The following is a 22,781-nucleotide window of genomic DNA, read 5'->3' as shown; positions in this document are numbered from 1 at the left end:
TTCGGTCTCGCTTTCCCTTCGATATGGGCAGCTTCGCCACAGCGGCAAGGTGGCCGCTACAATCTTGGGTATTCTGGCGGGGTCGGCCAGCACGGCATCGGCTGATCCGGTGCGCTTCCTCGCCTTCGGAGACAGCCTGACCCAAGGCTATGGTCTGCCACAGGGGCAAGGTCTCGTGCCGCAGCTTCAGGCCTGGCTCGCGGCTCATGGCACTGATGTCGAGGTAATCAACGGCGGCGTGTCAGGAGATACCACGGCGGGGGGGCTGGCACGTGTCGACTGGTCGCTGAGCGACGATGTGGATGCGATGATGGTGCTGCTCGGAGGCAACGACCTGCTGCGCGGCACGGATCCCGCCGGAAGTCGCGAAAACCTCGATGGCATCCTCGCCGCGGGGCAGGCGCGGGGCATTCCGATGATGCTCGTCGGAATGCAGGCTTCGACCAACTACGGAGCGGACTACAAGGCCGCTTTCGACGCTATCTATCCCGATCTTTCGGAAAAGTATGATGCCGTTTTCGTGCCCAGCTACTATGGCACGATCACGGGAGGAGAAATGGACCCTGCCGCCTTGCAGGGCTATTTGCAGGCCGACGGGATACATCCGAATTCAGAAGGTGTCGCAAGGGCCGTCGCAACCCTCGGGCCCGCGGTTTTGACCCTTCTGGCCGAGGTGCCTGACAGTCCAAGCAACTGAGGGGTCTTCCTTCAGTCGATTTGCAGGTCGATGGCGGACTCACGCCCGTCACGCCCTTCCTTGATCTCGAAGCGAACACGCTGGTTTTCGGTCAGGCCGCTCAACCCGGATCGCTCCAGGGCAGAGGAATGGACGAATATGTCCTTGGCGCTGCCTTCAGGGGCGATGAAACCGTAGCCCTTGGTCGGATTGAACCACTTCACGACGCCGCTCTTCATAAGCGTAACTCCATAGGGAGGGCTCTGCCCGCGGTAGGCGGCAGACCGGCGCGGTCGGCTGTGCACAATGTGGTAAACACGTTAGAGGGTGGGGGCCCGAAACACATCCGGGCCGGGTCGCGCACGATGACCTTGCGTGATCATTCTGTGACCACGAGTGAGTCGGCGCAAGTGTTAACCTTTTGGGGCCTTACTCTGGCCTCCAGGCCAGACGGAACGCCAGGCAAAACTAGGCAACCGCCTGACAGTTGCTGCCATCATTTCGCCATATGTGACCTCGCCAGCCAGCAGATGCATGTAGAGGCTGCGGATGCTGCGCGAATTCCGAAAGGCACCAATGAAGGCTTTGTGCAGGACCGGCCTGTAAATGATCTGACGCAGCATCCGGGCCTGGAGCAGCGATTTGTGTATGGGACGGAGCGAGGTCTTGTAGTGCTCCAGCGCCGTGACAGATCGATTTGCCTTCAGTGCTTTGGCTGCGGCCAGGGCCGCGAGGTGCCCGCTCTCCATTGCCAGCGCTATGCCTTCTCCTGTGATCGGGTCCACCAGGCCGGCAGCATCTCCCGCCAGCAGGACCGTCCCCCGGCCGGGAACCTTGCGGAAGTCACCGAAGGGCAGGAATTGGCCCTTGCAGGCCATGCTGGGCTCCTGACCGAGCTCGTTCAGATAGTCTCGCATCGCGCCCTTGAAGTCGGGATTGGCGGGGACAAGCCCGCAAATTCCGATAGTAGAAGAGCCGGTTTTCGGGAAGTCCCAGCCATAGCCCCATTGGGCCGCAGCGAAATCGATCCTCAGCGGCGCCTTGGCATTGTTCTCTGAGGGCGGTGCCTCGACTTCGAGGCCAAAGGCTGTGCGGTTTCGGTTGAAACTTGTACCAAAGATTTGTTTTGCGACTTGCGAGTTTACCCCGTCTGCCCCGATCAGGATTTGGCCGGAGATGCGGCGCCCGTCTGCGAGGGTGATCGTGGGGCCCGTCAGGTCGATCTCGCTGACGCGTTGCCCTGTCAAATCGATCGCGCCGGAGGCCAGCGCTCGCGTGCACATCTCCGCGTCTAACTCGCGCCGCATGGTCAGGTGGAAGGGCGGAGTATCGTTGATCGTTCCAAGGTCCTGACCATGCGCGCGGAAGGTGATCGCATGGCGGGTCTCAATCAGGTGGTCCGGTATTCTCTCACCGTAGATCCGGCTGAACATTTGGTAGGATCTGCCAGTGAAACAGCCGCCGCAGAGCTTGTCTCTCGGGAAGCGGGCCTTGTCGACGAGCGCAACGGAAAGCCCCGCCTCTCGTGCGGTTCGCGCGGCGGCTGCCCCAGCAGGGCCGGCGCCCATCACGATTACGTCGAAATCGGCTTGGCAGTTTGCGCGCATGGCTACCTCTGAAATCATTCGAGATCGAAGAACGCCCGGATGTCGTCGAAAAGCCGACCGGATGTTGCGTAGAGCAGGTGGGCCTGTCCTTCGTAAATGTAGAACTTGTCGGCGTGAAGCCGGCTCGCGAAATGCTCCTCTCGGGTCAGCGGAAAGACTGGATCCTCGGAGCCGTGAAAGAAACCGATGCGCACGTTGTCCAGACCGGTCAGCGGCCGATCAAGTGACCACGCGAGCAAGCTGGCGGTGTGCGCCATGGTCAGCCGTGGTGACGGGGTGTTGAAGGCGCCTCCGTCGTGTTCCTTCTCCGCTTCGACGTCCTTGGCACTGACTTCGGCAAGCTCTTTGTTTTTGTAGTGATTTCGGCCATAGAGCAGAGTGCGGAAATTCTCGGCCCAGGCTTCTGCTGGGTTCAGGGAGCGCGCGCGGATCATGGCCTGCACGACATCCACCCCCCCCCGTGCCACGGACCAAAGTGAGGCTGGAAAGTCTCCTGCTGCCGCGACCAGAGCAAGGGAGATGTCCTGCGCCTCGATGCGGCGCGCGGCCTCCAATGCGATGGGTCCCCCAGTGGAGAAGCCGATGAGGTAAACCTGTTCTGCGCCGAGACCGTTGATAGCATCCGCGATCATCTGAGCAGAGCCTTCGATGTCCACGCGGTGATCCAAGGGCAGACCGTCGAGGCCGGGAAAACGATAGGCCACCACGGTGCTGTCCGGCACGTTCCATTCGAAAACCGGTGCGAAAATACCTATCGACGCGAATGCACCAGGCACCACGACAATGGCTTTATCCACGCCTGTTCGAGCATTTCCGTCATGGACCAGCGGAGTACGAGCTGCGCTCTCCGGTCCTGGTAGAGTGGTGCAGGCGGATAGGAACAGCACCAGGAGAAGGGCGTAGAGCGGTCTGAAGGGCGTCATTTTCGTCCTGGCGGGCTTCGGGCACATCGGCCATTTTACCCGCAGGTACGCCACATGCCAGAGACCTTTTCGGGGGGGATCTTTCGCGCACTGCCGTTACTACATATATTTGCTGTTGAATTTATGGAGTGAGGCCGATGGCTGGCAAGAAATTGACATGTTTGGAATGCGGTCAGGTCAACCGGGTACCGGAGGATCGACTTACCCAAGGACCGAAATGCGGCACCTGCGGAGCGGCACTCATGCCGGGCAAGGCCGTCGAGGTGGATTTCGCAACCTTTCAAAAGGCAGCGCGCACGGATGAGGTGCCTCTTGTCGTGGACTTCTGGGCCCCTTGGTGCGGTCCGTGCCGTATGATGGCGCCAGAGTATTCCAAGGCGGCCGGTGACCTGAAGGGGCAGGCGCGGCTGGTGAAGGTCAACACGGAAGAGCACCCGCAGGCCGGCCGTGTTTATGGAATTCGGGGCATTCCCACCATGGTCGGGTTCCTTGGTGGCAAGGAGCGGAAACGCCAAGCAGGCGCCCAGAATGGATCTGCCATCACCTCTTGGGTGAAAGCGATCTGAAAAGGCCCCAATATGCAAGACCGGGGCGCAGCGAGCGCCCCGCAGACTCAGAGCACCGTCACTTTCGTGCCGACAGGCACCTGGTTGTAGAGCGATATGACATCCTCGTTTCGCATCCGGAAACACCCGGAAGATGCGGCATGGCCGATGGAGTTCGGATCGATCGTGCCATGGATGCGGATGTAGGTATCTTTGTCACCCTGATACAGATAGAGGGCGCGGGCTCCGAGCGGGTTGCCGGGCCCTCCCGCCATTCTGTCGTTGTTGCCCTTGAACTTGCCATAGGCCGCCGGATCACGCTCTATCATCTCGGGAGTGGGCCGCCATGTGGGCCATTCCACCTTGCGCCGGATCTGGGCCGATCCGGTGAATCCCAAGCCAGGACGCGCGACGGCGATACCGTATCGCATCGCTTTGCCCGGTGCCGTCACCAGGTAAAGGAAGTAGGCGCGAGGCAGGATGACGATCTCGCCGGGTTGATAGGACGGCGAAATATCCACTTCCGTCGGGCGAAGGATATCAGGGGCGTCCGCCGCCATGACGATAGAGGGAAGGCATGCCGCGGCCGCGGCGCTGGCGAGGAAAGTCCGACGGTTTGGCAATTTACAAGTCTCCGGCAGTAATGGAATCGAGTGGGTACGCGAGCAGGTTTCCAGCATGCCCCTCATTGGAACAGCCAGATCATTTGTAGAGTTCCAGAAACGTCCTGTATAATCAGTAATGTGTTACCATTTTGCAACGTCAGGTGGTGCTGAAAAGTCGAAGACCTCTTCATGCGGCTTTGCATCTTTGAGGAGAACGGTCGAACTTGGAATTGGCGTGTTCAAGTAAAAGAAAAAATAAACTTCTTATCGATTATCACGAAGATCAGATGTCCTGTCCTTGTGGGCAAGTTGAACGAATTGAAGGAGGCGGGCCAGAAGGTCCGGGATGGGCTCTAGATGGAGATTTTGCCGACACAACTCCCAGAAGTCGTTATGTTTGTCCCTGCGCGGCATGGCGACGAACGTGGGTTCTTCAGTGAGAGTTGGAATGCCCAACGTATGGCAGAACAGGGCTTCGATCTTGCTTTTGTGCAAGACAACCACTCCTTCTCGCGGCGTGAAGGCACTTTGCGTGGCCTGCACTACCAGGCACCGCCACATGCACAGGGTAAGCTGGTACGCTGCGGGCGCGGTAGCTTGTTCGATGTTGCGGTCGATTTTCGAGAGGGATCGCCGACATTCGGCAAATGGGTTGGCGTGGAACTTAGTTTCGAGAATGGACGGCAGCTCTGGATACCGCCCGGATTCCTGCACGGATTCGTAACCAGAGAGCCTGATACGGAAATCATCTATAAATGCACGGCTCACTATGTGCCGGACTGCGACGGAGCCGTACGGTGGAACGATCCTACGCTTGCAATCGAGTGGGACGTCGACGCACCGCTCCTGTCGGAGAAGGATGCCAGCGCGCCTCTCTGGCAGGATTTTGCGAGCCCCTTTCGCTGGGAGGCAACGTGATGAAACTTCTCGTGACTGGAGGAGCGGGATTTATCGGTTCTGCGGTGGTGCGGCTTGCAATCAAGAAAGGCCATTCAATTGTCAACGTCGACTCGCTGACCTATGCCGCGTGCCTTGAGAATGTTGCTTCGGTTTCCGGATCAGCCAACTATGCCTTTGAACATGCCGATATTCGCGATGCGTCACGCATGGAAGGAGTGCTGGCCAAGTATCGGCCCGATGCCATAATGCACCTTGCCGCAGAGAGTCACGTCGATCGTTCCATAGATGGCCCCGGTCTATTTGTTGAAACCAACGTAACCGGTACGTTCAATCTGCTGCAGGCTGCGCGCGGGTACTGGCAATCACTCGGACGGCCAGCTTCCTTTCGGTTCCATCATGTTTCGACAGATGAGGTCTTTGGCTCCCTAGGAGCCGCCGGGTACTTCACAGAAAAGACGCCCTATGCCCCAAACAGTCCCTATTCGGCAAGCAAGGCGGCGAGCGATCACCTCGTGCGAGCCTGGTATGCCACCTACGGGCTGCCGGTGGTTCTCTCGAATTGTTCGAACAACTATGGACCTTACCAGTTTCCGGAGAAGCTTATCCCTGTCGTGATCCTGAAGGCGCTGGCTGGAGAGGCCATTCCAGTTTACGGGCACGGTACGAACGTTCGCGACTGGTTGTTCGTAGAGGATCATGCCGAGGCGCTACTCACTGTGGTTGAGCGTGGCGAGGTGGGGCAAAGCTACAATATTGGCGGGAATGCCGAGACGCGCAACATTGATCTGGTTCACAAGATTTGTGGCATCATGGATCGTGTACGACCGCGCCCAGGATCTTACGCAGAGCAGATAACCTTTGTTGGCGACCGGCCGGGGCACGATATGCGCTATGCCATTGATGCTTCCCGGATCCGCGACGAGCTCGGATGGAGGCCGTCTTTCTCTCTCGATGATGGGCTCGAGCATACGGTTGACTGGATGCTGCACAACGAGAGCTGGTGGAGGGCCTTGCAGCAGCGAGATGGGGTGGGCCAGAGGTTGGGCGTGGTATGAAGATTCTGGTCTTTGGGGGGCAAGGGCAGGTGGGGCAGGAGTTATCCCGGCATCCGGGTGTCACGGCACTGGATCGCGCTGGAGCCGACCTGTCACGAAAGGGAGACTGCGCCCATGTTATCGAGTTGTCGTCCCCAGACGTCGTAATAAATGTGGCTGCCTATACGGCAGTAGACAGGGCCGAGCAGGACGAGGCCCTGGCACAAGTCATCAATGGTGAGGCACCTGGAGAAATGGCGCGGACTTGCGCAGCGCTTGATATACCATTTCTGCACGTCTCGACGGACTACGTTTTCGATGGCAAAGGCAAACGGCCCCGGGATGAAACGGTTAGGCCAGCGCCACTGAATGCCTATGGCCGCGGAAAGTTGGCTGGAGAAAATGCCATTGCCCAAGCCGGGGGCAGATGGGCCATCATTAGAACGTCCTGGGTCTTTTCCGCCCGTGGATCAAACTTCGTCAAAACGATGTTGCGCCTCGGCGAGACACGCGAACATCTGCGTGTGGTTGCAGATCAGGTCGGGGGGCCCACTCCGGCAGCCGATATTGCTACGACTCTCTTGGCAATGGGGCGCGCCATGGCAGGCGGTCATCCCGGCGGGTTGTATCACTATGCCGGTCAGCCGGCGGTCAGTTGGGCGGAGTTCGCGAGGACAATTTTCTCGCAGGCAGGACAGAGCGTATCGGTCGAGGATGTTCCGAGCGCGGAATATGCCGTGACCGCCGAACGACCAGGCAATTCTAGGCTGGATTGTCGAAAGCTGACTCAGGATTTCGGCATACATCCGCCCGATTGGAGGGTAGGCCTTTCATTGGTGCTTCAGGAATTGGAGATCAAGGGATGAGCCGCAAAGGGATCATTCTCGCAGGTGGATCCGGCACGCGACTCTATCCCATCACGATGGGTGTTTCAAAGCAACTGCTACCGGTCTTCGACAAACCCATGATCTATTACCCGCTCTCAGTTCTTATGCTGTCAGGAATTCGAGAGATCGCGATCATTACTACGCCGGAGGACCAGTCTCAGTTTCGTCGCTTGTTGGGCGATGGTCAGCAATGGGGCTTGCGCTTTACCTATTTGGTTCAGGAGCGACCTGACGGGTTGGCACAGGCCTACCTGCTGGCCCGAGATTTTCTCCAAGGAGCCCCAAGTGCGATGGTCCTAGGGGATAACCTGTTCTTCGGCCATGGCCTGCCGGAACTGCTGAAAGAGGCTGATCGGAAAGAGATCGGAGGTACAGTTTTTGGGTATCGCGTTGCAGATCCAGAGCGCTACGGGGTCGTGGATTTCGATCCGGATGGACAGGTCAGGCACCTGATCGAAAAGCCCGAGGTCGCTCCATCGCCGTATGCTGTGACGGGGCTCTATTTCCTGGATGGTAGCGCTCCGGATCGGGCGGCGAATGTGCAGAAGTCTTTGCGCGGTGAACTGGAAATAGTCAGTGTCTTAGAGAGCTATCTCGTAGAAGGCTTGCTCTCGGTACAGCAGATGGGGCGGGGGTATGCTTGGCTCGACACCGGTACGCACTCCAGTCTTCTGGACGCAGGGAATTTTGTGCGCACGCTCTCAGAAAGGCAGGGCCAACAGATCGGCAGCCCTGATGAAATAGCGTTCGAGAGTGGTTGGATTGATGCAACCTTGTTGCGGAAGCGCGCAGAAATCTTCGGCAAGAACGCCTATGGAACCTACCTCATGAATTTGATCGAGACTGCGCGCCGGTAGGAGCTGTCTTGCTTCAAAGGCACCGTAACGGTGCCATATGATGAAATTTACGCGCTCCTTGGAAGCTGCATTCATTCAGCAGACTGAGGAGAGGCCCCCATGTCGGAAAAATCCGCCAACTTGTCCATGCCATTTCTGCTTCCGGCTCAGGCTCAGAAGCACCTGACGCACAACGACGCGCTGGAGATCCTGGATGCCATCGTGCAATTGGCCGTAGAGGAGCGAAGCCTCCTCGATCCACCATATTCTCCGCAGGAAGGCGACCGTCATATCGTCGCAGTAGGTGCGTCCGGCGATTGGGATGGGCATGCCGGCGAGATCGCTGTTTTGCAGTCTGGAGCCTGGGTATTCCACTCGCCTGCGGCGGGCTGGCGCGCATTTGTCAAAGATGAAGAGTGCTTTCTGACATATCGGGGTGGCGAATGGCGGGATGATGACGATCTTAAGGTGCTTGCCGGCATGCTGGGCATCAACACTTCGCCGGACGCGGTCAATCGCCTTGCCGTGGCTTCCGAAGCAACCCTGTTTACCCACAATGGCTCGGGGCATCAATTGAAGCTGAACAAGGCCGGTGCTGGTGACACCGTCAGCGTATTGTTTCAGAGTAACTGGCAAGGTCATGCGGAAATGGGGCTGTCAGGCAGTTCGGATTTTGCCATCAAGACATCACCTGACGGATCGGCCTGGACTGTAGCGCTTCAGCTGGATTCCGAAAATGGCCATGCCAGTGGTGCGGCGGTGCAAGGCGATGCGCTCGACAGTACCGGAGGACGTCTCATGAAAACTGGGGCATTCGGCCTAGGGGATCTCGCGACGGGCGCCGTAGCCCCGGGTGATGATGCAGATCTCTGCCTCGCCGCAGGTTTTTACAGCTTCTCCGCTTCCGGCGTCAATTGCCCTGTGCTCGACCCCTCAGGTGGCAGTCTGATTGTGATGCGCGGAGGGACTTCTACCGCTCGCCAGTTATTTGTCTCGGAAGAGGGTGCGCGTATCTGGAGCCGCGGGTACGCCAACGCGAGTTGGCAGCCTTGGGTGGAAATGATGACGCAGGCATCCATGATAGGTATGGTCTCGGAAGCCTCCGGTACTCCTACTGGTGCCGTAATCGAAAGTGGCTCCAATGGAGACGGTGAATATGTTAGGTGGGCGGATGGTACCCAGATTTGCACGAACTCGAATGCTCCTATTAGCTCGGACCCTGCTCCCTTCTCTGGAACGGTCACGAGTATTGATGGAGGCAAGTTGCGTATTGGTCGGTGGTTCTGACGCGTGGACGGACTGCTCCGTCGCCTTAGGCTGCGCGCATTCTTACAAAGGCGGCGCTACTCTCTTGCGTTCCATTTTTGGGGATCAAACTTGATTCAGGATCTTCCGATGAAAGCGTGAAAGGAAAAGCATTCCGACAGCGAGAAGGCTGAGCGAGAGGCCGGCCACGTAGCTCGTGCTGGCGTAGGGGGCGTCGTATTGTGCGTAAAAGCCGCGACGCATGATCCCAATAATATGGACGAGTGGGTTGAACCAGAGCCATTCCCGCCATGGAAGTGGAACGCTTTCGAAGGTAAAGAAGATTGCCGAGATCAGGAACATCGGTCGCATCAGGATTGACCATGCATGTATCCAGAAGCGCAATAGGCCCTGCAGAAGGCAGTTGACGGTGCCAACGCCCAGCCCCAAGAGGGCCATGAGGCCGTAAGCTTGGAATATCGAGGAGAGCTCGACAGTTGCGCGGCTAGGCAAAAAAAGCAGAATGCCCAACAGGATGATCTGCGCGACAATCAACTCGGTGAAGAAATTTACACTGAAGCGCGCAAGTATGGCGTCAAGCCAAGTCACTGCGGGATAGGCGAGCAAAGGGCGAGAGAAATCAATGCTCTGTGAAACCTTACCTGCGATGTGCATGAAGCCGAGGAAGGGTAGCATGCCTGTGGCGTAAAAGAGCGGGAAGCTGATACCCAAGGCTGGTGCGTGAAAGCCTATCGAGAAGATCACTGTCAACAGAGCAATTCCGCCCACTGGTTCGGCAATAGCCCATAGGTAGCCGCCAGGCGAGCGACCATAACTGGTTGCCATCTCGCGTAGCATCAGCGCGAGAATGGTCCGAAAGCTTGCAAAGCGCCTTTTCATCGGTTTTGGAAAGATGGCTGGGTTCATACGTGCTTCCGCGGACGTCGTGTAATGACGTTTACTTTTTGTGCTGATCTACCCTCTAAGTTGGCGCGGAAGAGTGAAAAAAGCGCGAACGAAGCTGTGACCCATCAGATCCGCCAAACAGAAATTACCTCCATGCGAAGGGAACATCCGCTGACATCCCGGCCAGTTGCGCCGCCTGTTTCAGCAAGCCGTGTCTGCAGACGGCATGTCATTTTGGCTTTGTCATTGCTAGGTCTGGTTCTACTGCCGCTCATGGTGTGTGGATGGTATCTTTGGGCGCGAGCCGCGGACCAATATGCGTCGACAGTCGCGTTTTCCGTGCGGAAAGAAGAACAGAGTGCCGCGATTTCCTTTCTTGGAGGGTTCAGCGACCTCGGCGGAACGGATAAGCGCGACGCCGATGTCCTGTACGAATTTCTGCAAAGTCAGGAACTTGTGGCGTCTTTGAACCGGCGTGTCGGAATCGCAAGAATGTGGTCTCTCCCGGGGCAGGATTGGCTTGATCCTGCACAGGATCCCATCTTTTCCTACGGTCCTGATGGAACGGTCGAAGATCTGGTTTCCTATTGGCGGCGGATGGTGCGTGTTGGATATGACGCCGGAACCGGATTGATCGAAATTCGCGTGTTGGCCTTTGCTCCGGACGACGCAACCATGATTGCTCATGCAATCCTGGATGAAAGTTCGAAACTTGTGAATTCGTTGAGCGCAATCGCGCAGGAAGATACGATCCGGGCCGCGCGCGAGGATCTGCGCCTTGCCGAGGCGCGATTGAAATCCGCGCGGCAGGAGGTGACCGCGTTTAGAAACGAGCATAGCCTTGTCGATCCTGGCGCGGACAGCGCAGCCCAGGCCGGCCTTCTCGGGCAATTGCAAGTGCAGTTGGCAGAGGCGATGATTGAGGCCGACATGTTGAAAGCAACCAGCTCCAAGGCCAGCGATCCACGTTTGCTGCAGACCCAGCTACGGATCGAGATGATCGAGCACAGGATCAGCGAAGAACGGGCAAAATTGGGCCTCTCCGGGGCTGGATCCTCGGATGCCTTGATGTCTGAGATTGTCGGGCGATACGAAGCCCTTGTCGTGGACCGCGAATTCGCGGAAGCGAGCTATACTGCTGCACTGGCCGCCTTTGATGCAGCTCAAGCTGAGGCGCGGCGGAAAAGCCGCTACCTCGCAGCCCATATTCAGCCAACCCGAGCAGAGAGTTCAAGATTTCCAGAACGAGGATTGCTCCTCGTCTATGTCGGTCTTTTCCTTTCATTCGGTTGGGGAATTCTGGTGCTGGGGGGCTATGCCATCAGGGATAGGCGGTAAGATGATCCAGCTGGAAGATTTAACCAAGGTCTTTCGCGAAGGCGACAAGCGCAAGGTTGTTACGGAGCGGGCTAACGTGACCTTTCCCACCGGGCGTTCGGTGGCCTTGCTCGGACGGAACGGATCAGGCAAGTCGACGCTCTTGAAGATCATTGCAGGCACGATGGAGCCAACGAGCGGTCGCGTTCGGTCTACCGGGTCGATCTCATGGCCTGTTGGCTTTGCTGGCTCTTTCCACCCTCAACTGACAGGAGCGCAAAATACTCGTTTCATTGCGCGGATCTATGGGGCAGACAGTGACGCGTTGCTTGATTTTGTTGAGGATTTTGCCAAGCTGGGTATGCATTTCAGAATGCCCTTTGGCACATATTCATCGGGCATGCGCTCCAGGCTAGCGTTCGGGGTCTCCATGGGGCTCAAGTTCGACACCTACCTTGTCGACGAGGTGACATCCGTCGGGGATGCAGCGTTTCGCGCAAGAAGTGCAGAAGTATTCAGGGACAGGTGTCGCAATTCCGGCGCGATCGTCGTGACCCACTCCATGGCGCAGGTCAGAGCTCTCTGCGACATGGGAGCTGTCCTTGAGAACGGTGAACTATCCATGTTCGAAGATCTTGAAGAGGCCATCGCACTTCACGAACAAAACATGGCAGCCGCCGCCTGAAATTGGTCATGGCTGCCAGCGGGGTCTGGGTTGGCCAAGCCCGCAGCCTTTCCAAGCGATTCTAGCTCAGCAGATGAAGCGACTGCTTGGTCATATCGTCATAGGCTCTCAATTGGCCGATCAGAGTTTCCATCTCCTCGATCGGAATCATGTTCGGGCCGTCTGACGGAGCATTGTTCGGGTCCTGATGTGTCTCAATGAACAGTGCTGAGACTCCTACGGCGACGGCCGCGCGGGCCAGGACGGGAGCAAACTCGCGTTGGCCGCCGGTGGTTGTTCCCTGCCCCCCCGGTTGCTGAACCGAGTGGGTGGCGTCAAAGACGACGGGATAGCCCGTTTGTGCCATGATCGGCAGACCACGGAAGTCAGACACCAGGGTGTTGTACCCGAAAGAGGTGCCGCGGTCGCAGAGCATGATCTTCTCGTTACCGGTACTTGCGATCTTGGCCGCAACATTGCCCATGTCCCAGGGTGCTAGGAATTGTCCCTTTTTCACGTTGATCGCACAGCCGGTTTCGCCGGCCGCCAGCAGAAGGTCCGTTTGACGGCACAGGAAAGCCGGAATCTGGATTACATCGACCACTTCGCCGGTCGGTGCGCATTGGTGCGCGTCGTGCACGTCGGTGATCACCGGGCAGCCGAACTCGCTGCGGATCTTGTCTAGGATTGTCAGACCTTCTTCGATCCCGATGCCGCGCTGGCTTGAAAGCGACGAGCGGTTCGCCTTGTCGTAACTGGCCTTGAAGATGAAGCGTGTGCCCGTTGGTTCACAGGCTTCGCCGATTCTGCCGGCCATCATGCGCGCATGATCGAGGCTTTCAAGCTGGCAGGGCCCTGCGATCAGGGCAAAGGGTTCGCTGCCGCCAATGCGGATATCTGCGACGTCTACGATCTTGGTCATTCGGTTTCCCATCCTTTCAGCGCCGCTTCGATGCGGGGGATATCGGTCGGGTTGTTCAGTTCCCAGAAAACGTGTCCGCGCGCTTCAACCTCGACACAGGTCACAGGTGTTCCGGTCTCGAGGAAGCGCAATTGCTCGAGACCTTCGAGCAATTCGAGCGGTGTCGAGGGCTGCGCCACATATGAAGAAAGGGCCTCGGGGCGATAGGCGTAGACGCCGACGTGGTGAAAGACGGGGACCGGATCCGGCATTTTTGCGGGGTCGACGTAAGGGATGACTTCCTTCGAGAAGTAGAGCGCGCGGTTGTCAGTGCCGAAAACGGCGGTCGTGCCGCCGACACGGCCATTGCGGCGGTCCTCGACGAAATTGTTGTAGGTCGTCGGGTCGCAGCGCAGAACCGGGGTCGCCATCGGAATCGTGGGGTCGGCCTTCATCGCCGCGATCAGGTCCTCAACGAACCATGGTGGTGTCAGCGGCGCATCGCCCTGAAAATTTACCACGAGATCGGCGGTTTCGCCGCACTTCGCGAGCGCATCGGCACAGCGTTCAGTGCCGTTCGCGCAATCTTCCGATGTCATGACGACCTCGGCGCCGAAAGCGCGGGCGTGACCGGCAATCCGGTCGTCGTCCGTTGCAACAAACACGGCGTCAACGCCTGCGATCCTGCTGGCTGCTTCCCAGCTCATCCGGATCAGTGTCTTCTGGCTGCCGTCCGGTTGTATCAGATTGGCCAGCGGCTTGCCGGGATAGCGGGTAGAGGCGTAACGGGCGGGGATGAAGACAATAGTTTTCATATGGTTGGTCCGGTTTACATGACGCCTGCGCGCAGCAGATCCTGGATGTGGAGTACGCCTTGAGGCACATCGTTCTCGTCCACGACCAGCAGCACGTTAAGCTTCCGCGCGTTCAGCAGGGCCATGACTTCGGGGGCCAGCATCTCTGGCGGTGCGGTCAGCGGATTGCGGGTGGCCACATCCATCGGGCGTTTCTGCATCAGCCCGTCGAGGTTGCGGCGAAGGTCACCATCGGTGATCACCCCGACCAGCTTTCCGCCGGTCGTCAGCCCGGCAATGCCGAAACCACCCTTGGACGTCATGGTTAGGACCACGTCTTCCATGCTGCTGTCGGCATCTAGCACGGGGAGGTCCTCGCCGGTGTGCATCAGATCGCGCACCTTGCTCATCTGGGCGCCAAGCCGACCGCCGGGATGGTACACCCGGAAATCCTCCGGCAGGAAATGGCGTTCTTCCATCAGGGCCACGGCCAGGGCATCACCGATCGCCAGCGTGAGCGTCGTGGAAGTTGTGGGGGCCATGCCGATGGAGCAGGCCTCGGGCAGATCGGGCAGGGTTAGCCGGTAATCGGCTGCCTGCATCAGGGTGCTGCCTGGTTTCGACGAAATTGCCGCGAGAGGGATCGAGAACCGCTGCGAGTGGTAGACCAGGTCGCGAAGTTCGGCGGTTTCACCGGAGTTCGAGATCAGCAGGCAGAAATCGGCGCGCGTTACCATGCCCAGATCGCCATGACTTGCCTCGGCGGGGTGCACGAATTGCGCGGGGGTGCCGGTAGAGGCCAGTGTGGCCGCGATCTTGCGGCCGATATGGCCGGACTTCCCGATGCCTGAGACGATGACGCGCCCCTTGGAGGTGAGGATACGCGCGATCGCGGGCGCGAAATCCTCGGGCATGTGATCTGCGAGATGCGCGACGGCGTCGGCCTCGGTGCGGAGCACCCGGCGCGCCGTTTCAAGCATCTTTTCCGTCGAGTCTGGGGAGGACAGCGGCTGCACAATGTCCGGCATTGCTAAATCTCCGATCTGACCGGCCGCCGGCCGGTACAGTATTGCCGTAAGAGCCCGTCAGTTAGCATGCATCCCCGCGTAACGCCATAGACCCGGCATGGCACGCGATGGGGCTGCGCTGCCCGGATGGGTGCAGATACTCCCTTTCCGCCGAATAAGGCCGGGTTGCAAAAAATCTCCGAAGCGAACGTGCCGTGATCACAGTTCTGCTTGACGGCAGATATACACGCAATCAGGCGCTGCCGGGCCTCCACCCTGATGAAGCGCACGGGCATCGAGACGCTGAACCGAAAGTCCAACACCTCGAAACCGGCGCCGTGCCACAAGATCTATCCATACCTGCTGCGAAATCTGGCTGTCACACGTCCCAACTGCGTCTGGGTGATGGATGTCACGTGCATCCCCCTCTCGGGGTCAGGCATGGCGCGGGGCTTCATTTACCTTGTTGCCGTGCTTGACCGGGCCACCCGCCGCATTCAGGCTTGGCCGGGATCGATCACGCTGGACTCCTCCGACTTCATCAAGGCTCTGGCGGATCGGAAGATCCAGATCAGCATGGACGAAAAAAGGCGCATGGCGCGATGACGTCTTCGCCGAAAGGTTGTGGTGGGGCATCAAGTAAGAGGCGGTCTGGCTTCGGGCCTACGCCAGCGTCTCGGAAGTACGAGCCGGTATCAGCCCTTGCATCAGCTTCTGCAACGGGCGCCGCCCCACGCATCGCTTGACGGCAGGAGCCCGGTTCAAGCCTACTTTATTCAGCTGCTGCCCGATCTGGCAGCAGCATTTACCGAGGTGGAAAACCACTCAGAAAACGTCCGTAGCCTGTTCAGGCAAACCGAGCCACCTCTCTCCGCCAATGATCAGGTGGTTGAGCTGACGAGGCTGCAATCGAGCTGTGTCGTGGGGGATCTCTGAGATGATCAGGAAGTTTCCGCGACGTGCCGGCAGCCTGTGCTGGTTTTCGATCCTTTATGCGCTTCTCCCCTTGACAGGGGGTGTGCATGAAAAACGCCAAGTCGTGCAAGCTTATGGTGCATTGGCATTTGTGGCGTGATGGCGACCCCGGAAGGACTCGAACCCTCAACCTGCCGATTAGAAGTCGGCTGCTCTATCCGGTTGAGCTACGGGGCCGCTGGCCTTGCTTTTCAGCGATACGTTCGAGAATAGCAAGGCTTGGGGAGCGTCATAATAGAACTATGAGGGCCAGCAGGATAAGCACAATTGCGGCGGCCAGGATGAGGTACCACGTGGATGGCTTCTGAAAGGTGTTCTTGAGCGCGTAGCATTTACCGCAATAATCGCCGCGGAAGCGCATCTTGTGGCCGCAATCGCTACAAGTGAAAGGTCTGAAAACCATATCAGTTTTAGTCCCCGAACTAACTGATTGTGAAAATTGGATCCCGCTCTCTAAAAAACTGGCGAGTATCCGTAGGGCGAAACTCTGCCAGCGACGTCTGGTCACGACAATGAACGACCGGGACGTTAACGGGCAAAGCCAAAAACGATTACTCGAAAACAGTGAAGCCAAGCCACTTAGATGAAAACCTCGGCAAGGCGTCTATGTACAGAGAAGCTTGCCCCAAAAGGCCGCTGCGCCCTGTGGAGGAGCAGCTGCCTTTCGGGGCTTGGCGATCTCAGTGCGTCCAGGCGCCGCGGCGGCCGGTTGCAAAATTCTCCCCGTATCCGCCAGGACGGATATTGGGCTTTCGTGTATGAGGTTCGGTAACGACAGCCTCGATGGCATGCTCTTTGGCGTATTCAAGAGCGGCTTCTTTGGTGTCGAAACGCAGGCGCACCTGTGTCTGCGTGTCTGCGGAGGAGGTCCACCCCATGAGCGGGTCAACCTCGCGCGCGGTAGCAGGGAAATACTCCAGAACCCAGCTATGGGTCTTGGCAGTGCCTGACTGCATAGCAGTCTTCGCCGGACGATAGATTCGTGCTTGCATGCGCGGCCTCATTTGTAACGATGTTGCTTATCCAAGATTTTATAGCCTTCTGCAAGTCAATGAAGGGTTTCGTGACTTCACGATGGGCGGAGCTGCCGCTTTTGCACAGGCGGTAGTGCCGTTTGCTGCTGACATCTGCTGTCAGCTACCTTGCACGACCGGGGTTGCGCCTGCAGGAAAACGGTCCAAGTCTATGGGGCAGTTCCCCCGGAGGTTCCATGCCCTACGCCCATTCCGACAAGTCGATGCCGATCCTGCACGCACCGGCGCCAGACGTGCGCACGCGCGAGAAGCTGGAAGGCGGCAAGCGACTGGTGATGCAGACCAGTTTCGAGCCCGCGGGCGATCAGCCGACGGCCATTGCCGAGCTGTCGCAGGGGGTCACGGAGGGTGAACGCGACCAGGTGCTGCTCGGGGCGACCGGGACCGGCAAGACCTTTACCATGGCGAAGATCATCGAGCAGACCCAGAGGCCCGCGATCATCCTTGCGCCGAACAAGACGTTGGCGGCCCAGCTCTATGGCGAGTTCAAGGGGTTCTTTCCCGACAACTCTGTAGAGTACTTCGTGTCCTACTACGATTACTACCAGCCCGAGGCCTATGTGCCGCGCAGTGACACGTATATCGAGAAAGAGTCTCAGATAAATGAACAGATCGACCGTATGCGCCACTCGGCCACGCGGGCGCTGCTGGAACGCGATGACGTGATCATCGTGGCCTCGGTCAGCTGCATCTACGGCATCGGCTCGGTCGAGACCTATGGTGCGATGACCCAGGATCTGAAGGTCGGCAAGGAATACGATCAGCGCCAGGTGATCGCCGACCTAGTGGCGCAGCAGTACAAGCGCAACGATCAGGCCTTCCAGCGCGGCAACTTCCGGGTGCGGGGTGACAGCCTTGAAATATTTCCGGCGCACCTGGAAGACCGCGCCTGGAAACTGAGTTTCTTTGGCGAGGAGCTTGAGAGCATCACCGAGTTCGATCCGCTGACCGGCGAGAAGACCGGCAGCTTCGAGCAGATCCGGGTTTATGCCAACAGCCACTACGTGACGCCCAAGCCGACGATGAACCAGGCCATCATCGGCATCAAGAAGGAGTTGCGGCAGCGGCTCGACCAACTGGTGGGCGAGGGCAAGCTGCTGGAGGCGCAGCGGCTGGAACAGCGCACCAACTTCGACATCGAGATGCTGGAGGCCACGGGCGTCTGCAACGGGATCGAGAACTACTCGCGCTACCTGACGGGGCGCGCCCCGGGCGAGCCGCCGCCCACGCTGTTCGAATTCATCCCCGACAACGCGATCGTCTTTGCCGACGAGAGCCACGTGTCGATCCCGCAGATCGGCGGCATGTACAGAGGCGACTACCGGCGCAAGTTCACCCTGGCGGAACACGGGTTCCGCCTGCCCAGCTGCATGGATAACCGGCCGCTGAAGTTCGAGGAATGGGACGCGATGCGGCCCCAGTCGGTCTATGTATCGGCGACGCCGGGCAAGTGGGAGCTCGAGCAGACCGGCGGTGTCTTTACCGAACAGGTCATCCGCCCGACCGGGCTGCTGGATCCGCAGGTCGAGATCCGCCCCGTCGAGATGCAGGTGGACGACCTGCTCGACGAGGTGCGCAAGGTCACGGCGCAGGGCTATCGCACGCTCTGCACGACGCTGACCAAGCGTATGGCCGAGGACCTGACGGAATACATGCACGAGCAGGGCATCAAGGTGCGCTACATGCACTCCGACATCGACACGATCGAGCGGATCGAGATCCTGCGCGATCTGCGGCTGGGCGCCTTTGACGTGCTGATCGGGATCAACCTGCTGCGCGAGGGCCTGGATATTCCGGAATGCGGGCTGGTGGCGATCCTCGATGCGGACAAGGAGGGTTTCCTGCGGTCCGAAACCTCGTTGATCCAGACCATCGGTCGGGCGGCACGGAACGCCGACGGCCGGGTGATCATGTATGCGGACAAGATCACCGGCTCGATGGAGCGGGCGCTGGCCGAGACGGAGCGGCGGCGCGAGAAGCAGATTGCCTATAACGAGGAACACGGGATCACGCCGGCGACGGTCAAGAAGAACGTCGATGACATCCTGGCGGGCCTCTACAAGGGCGACGTGGACATGAACCGCGTGACGGCCAAGGTCGACAAGCCCATGGCCGGTGCCAACCTGCAGGCACACCTGGACGGGCTGCGCGACAAGATGCGCAAGGCGGCCGAGAACCTGGAGTTCGAGGAAGCCGCCAACCTGCGTGACGAGATCAAGCGGCTGGAGGCGGTGGAGCTGGCCGTGGCCGACGATCCGATGGCGCGGCAGAGCGCGATCGACGCGGCCTCGGAGGCGGCAACCAAGACGCGCGGGCGCTCGACGGCAGGGCGTCCGGGACAGCGCGGCGGCAACGTAAAGCGGCGCAAGAGGTAGCGGGCGATGAACCGGGAGTGGCACGAGGCGCATCCGATGCCGCGCAATCCGACCGAGGAAGAGCGCCTGGAATGGCACCTGGCGCATGCGGCCCACTGCGGCTGCCGGGATATTCCGGCATCGATCCTGGCGCTGATGGAGGCGCGCGGGATCGCGCGCCCCGCGCGTGTCGGGCTGTCTGGCAAGTGAACCGGTGACGGTCACGGCAATTGTCCTCGGGGCCGGGGTCTGGCCCGGAGGGGTGGCATCGCCGGCCCTGCGCCGGCGGGCGCTGCACGCGGCGGGCCTGTTGCAGGCGGGCGAGGTGTCGCGTGCGGTGCTCTGCGGCGGGGTGGGGGATCATCCGCCCTCGGAAGCGCGGGTGATGGCCGAGCTGATCGAGGCCCGGGGCGTGCCGGCGGGGCGGCTCGTGCTCGAGGAGCACTCGACCGACACGATCAGCAATATCTCGAACGCGGTCGCGCTGTTGCCGGAGATGCGGCAGGTGGTGCTGGTGACGGATCACTACCATGCCCGCCGTGCGGGGCTGATCGCAAGGCATCTCGGGTTGACCGCGCGGGCCTCCTGCCCGGAGGCCGAGGGGCAGACGGCGCGGCGGATGTTGCGGGCCCGGGCACGGGAGAATTTCGCCATGCTTAAGGTGGGCATCTGGATGGCGACCGGCCACAAGTTGCGCTGAAGGGCCGAGGGGCGGAACCCGGAGCGCCCGCGGGCGTTGTTTTCCCAGAGACAAGACACCCCCGCAGGTCCGAGAGACCTTGAGCGCAAGCATTGGAGCCTGACCCATGGAATATGGACTTCTGGGACTTATCGTCCTGATCGCCGACATCTATGCCATCTACCAGACCGCAACTTCCTCGGCCTCGGCCGGGGCCAAGATCCTCTGGATCCTGCTGATCCTGATCCTGCCGGTTCTCGGGTTCATCATCTGGCTGGTCGCCGGCCCGCGCGGCGGCGGCAGCGTCCGGGTCTGACCGGACGCCGTCCGGCCCGCCGGGTGGCGCGCGCCGTGATGCAAGCTATTTCGAGGTCATCGCCAGAGCGGCGGTGGCCTCTTTTTGTGCATCCTGCGACGATTGGTATCGGCGGTGAGGCACCTGTAATGGATGTTTGGCAACACTTTCAAACCATTAAACTAATAGACCTGCTGGACAGTACGTTTGCACGCTAGTTTCCCCGGGGTGCGTCGCCGCAGAAGCGAGCCGCCCGAGTCCCCAAGAAATAGCAAGGAAACTGGAATGAAAAGCATCGTCTCTGCCGTGGTTGGCGTGATGTATTTTTCCTGTGTCGCGGCGCCGGCCCTGTCGCAGGAAGAGGCAACAGGCGGGCGAGACTGGCTGGGCTATGGCATCCTGGCCACGAATGACCTCTTCGGTGATGGCAAGGACCGCTGGCAGACGGGCTCGGTCGCCTCGAGCCGCGTCTGGGGCCCGGCCTGGACCGGGCATCTGCCCGAGCGGATCGGCGAGGTGCTGGAACTGCGCTTCAACGGCGCCCTGCGCGCCCCGGCCAGCCTGACGAACCCCGCCTCGGGCGACCGGCCCTATGCCGCGTCGCTGTCGCTTGGGGTTCATACCCACTTTGATTACAGCGGGTTCGAGACCGCGCTTGGCGCAGACATGGTCTTTACCGGTCCGGACACCGGTATTCCCTGGCTGCAGACCAAGATTCACGATGTGTTCGGTGAGCCGACTGCCTCGCGGGAAACCCGCGACGGGCAGGTCGGCAACGGCTTCCATCCCACGGCCGTCTTCGAGACCGGGCCGACGCTGGGCAGTGATACGGTGCGGGTGCGGCCCTTCGTTGAAGGACGCTGGGGTGACGAGAGCCTGGTGCGCGCGGGGGTCGACGTGACCTTCGGGCTGCTGGGCCATGACGAACTCTGGGTGCGCGAGCCGATCACCGGGCAGCGCTATCGCGTGGTAAAGGGCAAGGAAACCGGTTTCAACTTCGTGATCGGCGCTGACGTGGCACATGTCTACGATTCGATCTACCTGCCGGGGCCGGACGCCACGCCGCTGGAAACCCGCAAGCGGGCGCGCGCCGGCGTGAACTGGCAGGGCGAAAAATATCATGCGTTCTACGGGCTTACCTGGCTGGGCAAGGAATTCACCGGGCAGCCGGAAGACCAGGTCGTGGGCTCGATCCAGTTCCAGTGGGCGCTGTAGGCCGCGCACCGGAGAGACAGAGGTGAAAAGGGGCAGGGAAACCTGCCCTTTTTCGCGTCATGGGGGCATTGACTCTGCACCGCGGGCCTATATAAGCGCGGCTTCATTGGTGTTGGTGGCCCCCGCAAGGGGATGCCTGTCATGGTCGGAAACGGCCAAGAGGACAACGCCCTTTCAGTCCGCGATCGGACCGGAAGTGACGGAAAGGATTGGTTAACAGGTGGTTTACGCTACCTAAGTGGCTGGTTCTGAAGTCAATTTCGGGCGGGTCGAGGCGCAAAACAGAAAGGATATCAGCCGTGACCAAACGCACGTCTGCCAAGTACAAAATCGACCGCCGCATGGGCGAGAACATCTGGGGCCGCCCCAAGTCGCCGGTGAACCGCCGCGAATACGGCCCGGGCCAGCACGGCCAGCGCCGCAAGGGCAAGATGTCCGACTTCGGCCTACAGCTTCGCGCAAAGCAGAAACTGAAAGGTTACTACGGCGACCTGACCGAGAAGCAGTTCCGCCGCATCTTCGCGGAAGCTGAACGCGTCAAGGGCGACACCGGCGAGCTGCTCATCGGCCTGCTGGAGCGCCGCCTCGACACCGTCGTCTACCGCGCCAAGTTCGTGCCGACCGTCTTTGCCGCACGTCAGTTCGTCAACCACGGCCACGTCCTGGTGAACGGTCAGCGCGTGAACATCCCCTCCTACCGCGTGAAAGAGGGTGACGTCATCGAAGTGCGTGAAAAGTCGAAGCAAATGGCCGTTCTGCTGGAAGCAACCCAGCTGACCGAGCGCGATGTTCCCGACTATATCGAAGCCGACCACAACAAGATGAAGGCAACCTTCGTGCGCACCCCCGGCCTGAGCGACGTGCCCTACGCCGTTCAGATGGAACCGCACCTGGTTATCGAATTCTACGCGCAGAACTGATCCGGTTCAGCGCCGACATTCGGAAAGGGTCGTGCCCATGGCACGGCCCTTTTTTCATGCCCCGAAGGGCCGCGACGGCCCCGGAAAGGCGCGAAAATTAACCTTCGGTCCCGAAACCGGAAAAACATGAACCTTAAGAAAACCGCACCGCGCGTTGCGGGATCCACGTCGGTATCACGTCGGTATTACGTCGGTATCGCGTCGGTGGCGGATCCGGTTAACCGGATCGGGGCGCGGGCGTTGCGGAAAACCTTCCTTAACCGGACGGACCCCGTTCACGATTGCCGCGACGCGCTTCCAAGGCCCAGCATCCCGGCCCTGTGCCCCGCGACCGCAGCGGTCTTTTCGCTTCGCGTGATGCGCGAAAGCGCCACAGTGCTGACGGATCCCCAAAGTCACAAACTGTGGCTTTCATTGCCCTGCCGGCAGGGCTAGAACGACCCTCGTTGCAGAGGTGTAATT

Annotated in this window: 24 protein-coding genes, 1 tRNA gene and 1 pseudogene; 16 read left to right on the top strand and 10 right to left on the bottom strand. The window is 59.8% G+C overall.

All coding sequences use genetic code 11. The features are described from left to right. Positions 1–64 precede the first annotated feature (64 nt). Positions 65–697: an arylesterase gene (locus tag AC0WR5_RS17190; protein WP_475864968.1), complete on the top strand. Its 633-nt coding sequence runs from the start codon at positions 65–67 to the stop codon at positions 695–697. 11 nt (positions 698–708) lie between these two features. On the opposite strand, the gene AC0WR5_RS17185 is transcribed toward AC0WR5_RS17190, so the two are convergent. The 3 genes from AC0WR5_RS17185 to AC0WR5_RS17175 form a co-directional block, all read right to left on the bottom strand. Continuing rightward, positions 709–915, bottom strand: a complete 207-nt coding sequence (locus tag AC0WR5_RS17185) for a cold-shock protein (RefSeq protein ID WP_475864966.1) — start codon at positions 913–915, stop codon at positions 709–711. A gap of 174 nt (positions 916–1,089) precedes the next feature. Then, positions 1,090–2,283 carry a geranylgeranyl reductase family protein gene (locus tag AC0WR5_RS17180; RefSeq protein WP_475864965.1) on the bottom strand — a complete coding sequence of 398 codons (1,194 nt, stop codon included), beginning with the start codon at positions 2,281–2,283 and terminating at the stop codon, positions 1,090–1,092. Between the two features lie 14 nt (positions 2,284–2,297). Then, on the bottom strand, positions 2,298–3,080 hold the full coding sequence (locus AC0WR5_RS17175; RefSeq protein WP_475864963.1) for an alpha/beta fold hydrolase: 783 nt from the start codon (positions 3,078–3,080) through the stop codon (positions 2,298–2,300). Between the two features lie 263 nt (positions 3,081–3,343). Between AC0WR5_RS17175 and trxC the strand changes: the two genes are divergently transcribed. Further along, positions 3,344–3,772: a thioredoxin TrxC gene (trxC, locus tag AC0WR5_RS17170; protein ID WP_475864961.1), complete on the top strand. Its 429-nt coding sequence runs from the start codon at positions 3,344–3,346 to the stop codon at positions 3,770–3,772. Positions 3,773–3,819: 47 nt separating this feature from the next. Here the strand turns inward: trxC and AC0WR5_RS17165 are convergent, their stop codons facing one another. Then, the gene (locus AC0WR5_RS17165; RefSeq protein ID WP_475864960.1) at positions 3,820–4,431 is read right to left on the bottom strand and encodes a L,D-transpeptidase; all 612 of its coding nucleotides are present in this window, start codon (positions 4,429–4,431) and stop codon (positions 3,820–3,822) included. Between the two features lie 282 nt (positions 4,432–4,713). On the opposite strand from AC0WR5_RS17165, the gene rfbC reads away from it, so the two are divergent. The 5 genes from rfbC to AC0WR5_RS17140 all read left to right on the top strand — a co-directional run bounded on the left by rfbC (position 4,714) and on the right by AC0WR5_RS17140 (position 9,300). After that, complete coding sequence (rfbC, locus tag AC0WR5_RS17160; RefSeq protein ID WP_475864959.1) at positions 4,714–5,274, top strand: dTDP-4-dehydrorhamnose 3,5-epimerase; 561 nt, start codon at positions 4,714–4,716, stop codon at positions 5,272–5,274. Then, a complete protein-coding gene (gene rfbB / locus AC0WR5_RS17155; protein WP_475864958.1) occupies positions 5,274–6,311 on the top strand; it encodes a dTDP-glucose 4,6-dehydratase in 1,038 nt (345 codons plus the stop codon). Before rfbC ends, rfbB begins: the two co-directional genes overlap by 1 nt. Beyond that, positions 6,308–7,156 (top strand): dTDP-4-dehydrorhamnose reductase, encoded by an 849-nt coding sequence (rfbD, locus tag AC0WR5_RS17150; protein WP_475864957.1) that lies wholly within the window; start codon positions 6,308–6,310, stop codon positions 7,154–7,156. The genes rfbB and rfbD overlap by 4 nt, the downstream gene beginning before the upstream one ends. Then, a complete protein-coding gene (gene rfbA, locus AC0WR5_RS17145) occupies positions 7,153–8,034 on the top strand; it encodes a glucose-1-phosphate thymidylyltransferase RfbA (protein WP_475864955.1) in 882 nt (293 codons plus the stop codon). The genes rfbD and rfbA overlap by 4 nt, the downstream gene beginning before the upstream one ends. A 99-nt stretch (positions 8,035–8,133) precedes the next feature. Continuing rightward, positions 8,134–9,300, top strand: a complete 1,167-nt coding sequence (locus AC0WR5_RS17140) for a DUF2793 domain-containing protein (RefSeq protein WP_475864954.1) — start codon at positions 8,134–8,136, stop codon at positions 9,298–9,300. Positions 9,301–9,384: 84 nt separating this feature from the next. Here AC0WR5_RS17140 and AC0WR5_RS17135 read toward each other — a convergent pair whose 3' ends face one another. After that, on the bottom strand, positions 9,385–10,185 hold the full coding sequence (locus tag AC0WR5_RS17135; protein WP_475864952.1) for an ABC transporter permease: 801 nt from the start codon (positions 10,183–10,185) through the stop codon (positions 9,385–9,387). Between the two features lie 24 nt (positions 10,186–10,209). Between AC0WR5_RS17135 and AC0WR5_RS17130 the strand changes: the two genes are divergently transcribed. Together AC0WR5_RS17130 and AC0WR5_RS17125 are read left to right on the top strand one after the other, a co-directional pair. Continuing rightward, a complete protein-coding gene (locus tag AC0WR5_RS17130; protein ID WP_475864951.1) occupies positions 10,210–11,502 on the top strand; it encodes a KpsE/RkpR family capsule polysaccharide export protein in 1,293 nt (430 codons plus the stop codon). 1 nt (position 11,503) lies between these two features. Next, the gene (locus AC0WR5_RS17125) at positions 11,504–12,166 is read left to right on the top strand and encodes an ABC transporter ATP-binding protein (RefSeq protein WP_475864950.1); all 663 of its coding nucleotides are present in this window, start codon (positions 11,504–11,506) and stop codon (positions 12,164–12,166) included. 61 nt (positions 12,167–12,227) lie between these two features. Here the strand turns inward: AC0WR5_RS17125 and kdsA are convergent, their stop codons facing one another. The 3 genes from kdsA to AC0WR5_RS17110 are packed head-to-tail and all read right to left on the bottom strand — an operon-like array spanning position 12,228 to position 14,868. Further along, entirely contained in the window at positions 12,228–13,067 is an 840-nt protein-coding gene (kdsA, locus tag AC0WR5_RS17120; RefSeq protein ID WP_475864948.1) for a 3-deoxy-8-phosphooctulonate synthase, read from the bottom strand. Next, positions 13,064–13,861 (bottom strand): 3-deoxy-manno-octulosonate cytidylyltransferase, encoded by a 798-nt coding sequence (locus AC0WR5_RS17115; protein ID WP_475864946.1) that lies wholly within the window; start codon positions 13,859–13,861, stop codon positions 13,064–13,066. The genes kdsA and AC0WR5_RS17115 overlap by 4 nt, the downstream gene beginning before the upstream one ends. Before the next feature lie 14 nt (positions 13,862–13,875). Continuing rightward, complete coding sequence (locus AC0WR5_RS17110) at positions 13,876–14,868, bottom strand: KpsF/GutQ family sugar-phosphate isomerase (protein WP_475864944.1); 993 nt, start codon at positions 14,866–14,868, stop codon at positions 13,876–13,878. Positions 14,869–15,168: 300 nt separating this feature from the next. Between AC0WR5_RS17110 and AC0WR5_RS17105 the strand changes: the two are divergent. Beyond that, a pseudogene (locus AC0WR5_RS17105) lies at positions 15,169–15,621 on the top strand (transposase); the annotation flags it as partial. Positions 15,622–15,922: 301 nt separating this feature from the next. Here the strand turns inward: AC0WR5_RS17105 and AC0WR5_RS17100 are convergent. Beyond that, positions 15,923–15,999, bottom strand: a tRNA-Arg gene (locus AC0WR5_RS17100). A gap of 503 nt (positions 16,000–16,502) precedes the next feature. Then, complete coding sequence (locus AC0WR5_RS17095; protein ID WP_475864942.1) at positions 16,503–16,814, bottom strand: ETC complex I subunit; 312 nt, start codon at positions 16,812–16,814, stop codon at positions 16,503–16,505. 218 nt (positions 16,815–17,032) lie between these two features. Between AC0WR5_RS17095 and uvrB the strand changes: the two genes are divergently transcribed. The 6 genes from uvrB to rpsD all read left to right on the top strand — a co-directional run bounded on the left by uvrB (position 17,033) and on the right by rpsD (position 22,319). Beyond that, complete coding sequence (gene uvrB / locus AC0WR5_RS17090) at positions 17,033–19,231, top strand: excinuclease ABC subunit UvrB (RefSeq protein ID WP_475864940.1); 2,199 nt, start codon at positions 17,033–17,035, stop codon at positions 19,229–19,231. Positions 19,232–19,237: 6 nt separating this feature from the next. Beyond that, positions 19,238–19,420, top strand: coding sequence for a hypothetical protein (locus AC0WR5_RS17085; protein ID WP_475864939.1), 183 nt, complete (start codon positions 19,238–19,240; stop codon positions 19,418–19,420). A gap of 4 nt (positions 19,421–19,424) precedes the next feature. Continuing rightward, positions 19,425–19,910 carry a YdcF family protein gene (locus AC0WR5_RS17080; RefSeq protein ID WP_475864937.1) on the top strand — a complete coding sequence of 162 codons (486 nt, stop codon included), beginning with the start codon at positions 19,425–19,427 and terminating at the stop codon, positions 19,908–19,910. Between the two features lie 106 nt (positions 19,911–20,016). Next, entirely contained in the window at positions 20,017–20,205 is a 189-nt protein-coding gene (locus AC0WR5_RS17075; RefSeq protein WP_475864936.1) for a PLDc N-terminal domain-containing protein, read from the top strand. Between the two features lie 264 nt (positions 20,206–20,469). Then, positions 20,470–21,399, top strand: a complete 930-nt coding sequence (locus AC0WR5_RS17070; protein WP_475864934.1) for a lipid A-modifier LpxR family protein — start codon at positions 20,470–20,472, stop codon at positions 21,397–21,399. Between the two features lie 299 nt (positions 21,400–21,698). After that, a complete protein-coding gene (gene rpsD / locus AC0WR5_RS17065; RefSeq protein ID WP_475864932.1) occupies positions 21,699–22,319 on the top strand; it encodes a 30S ribosomal protein S4 in 621 nt (206 codons plus the stop codon). Positions 22,320–22,781 lie beyond the last annotated feature (462 nt).

The organism is Pseudooceanicola sp. DL12 (genome assembly GCF_056270665.1).
This window is presented reverse-complemented; position numbering and strand designations above follow the sequence as displayed.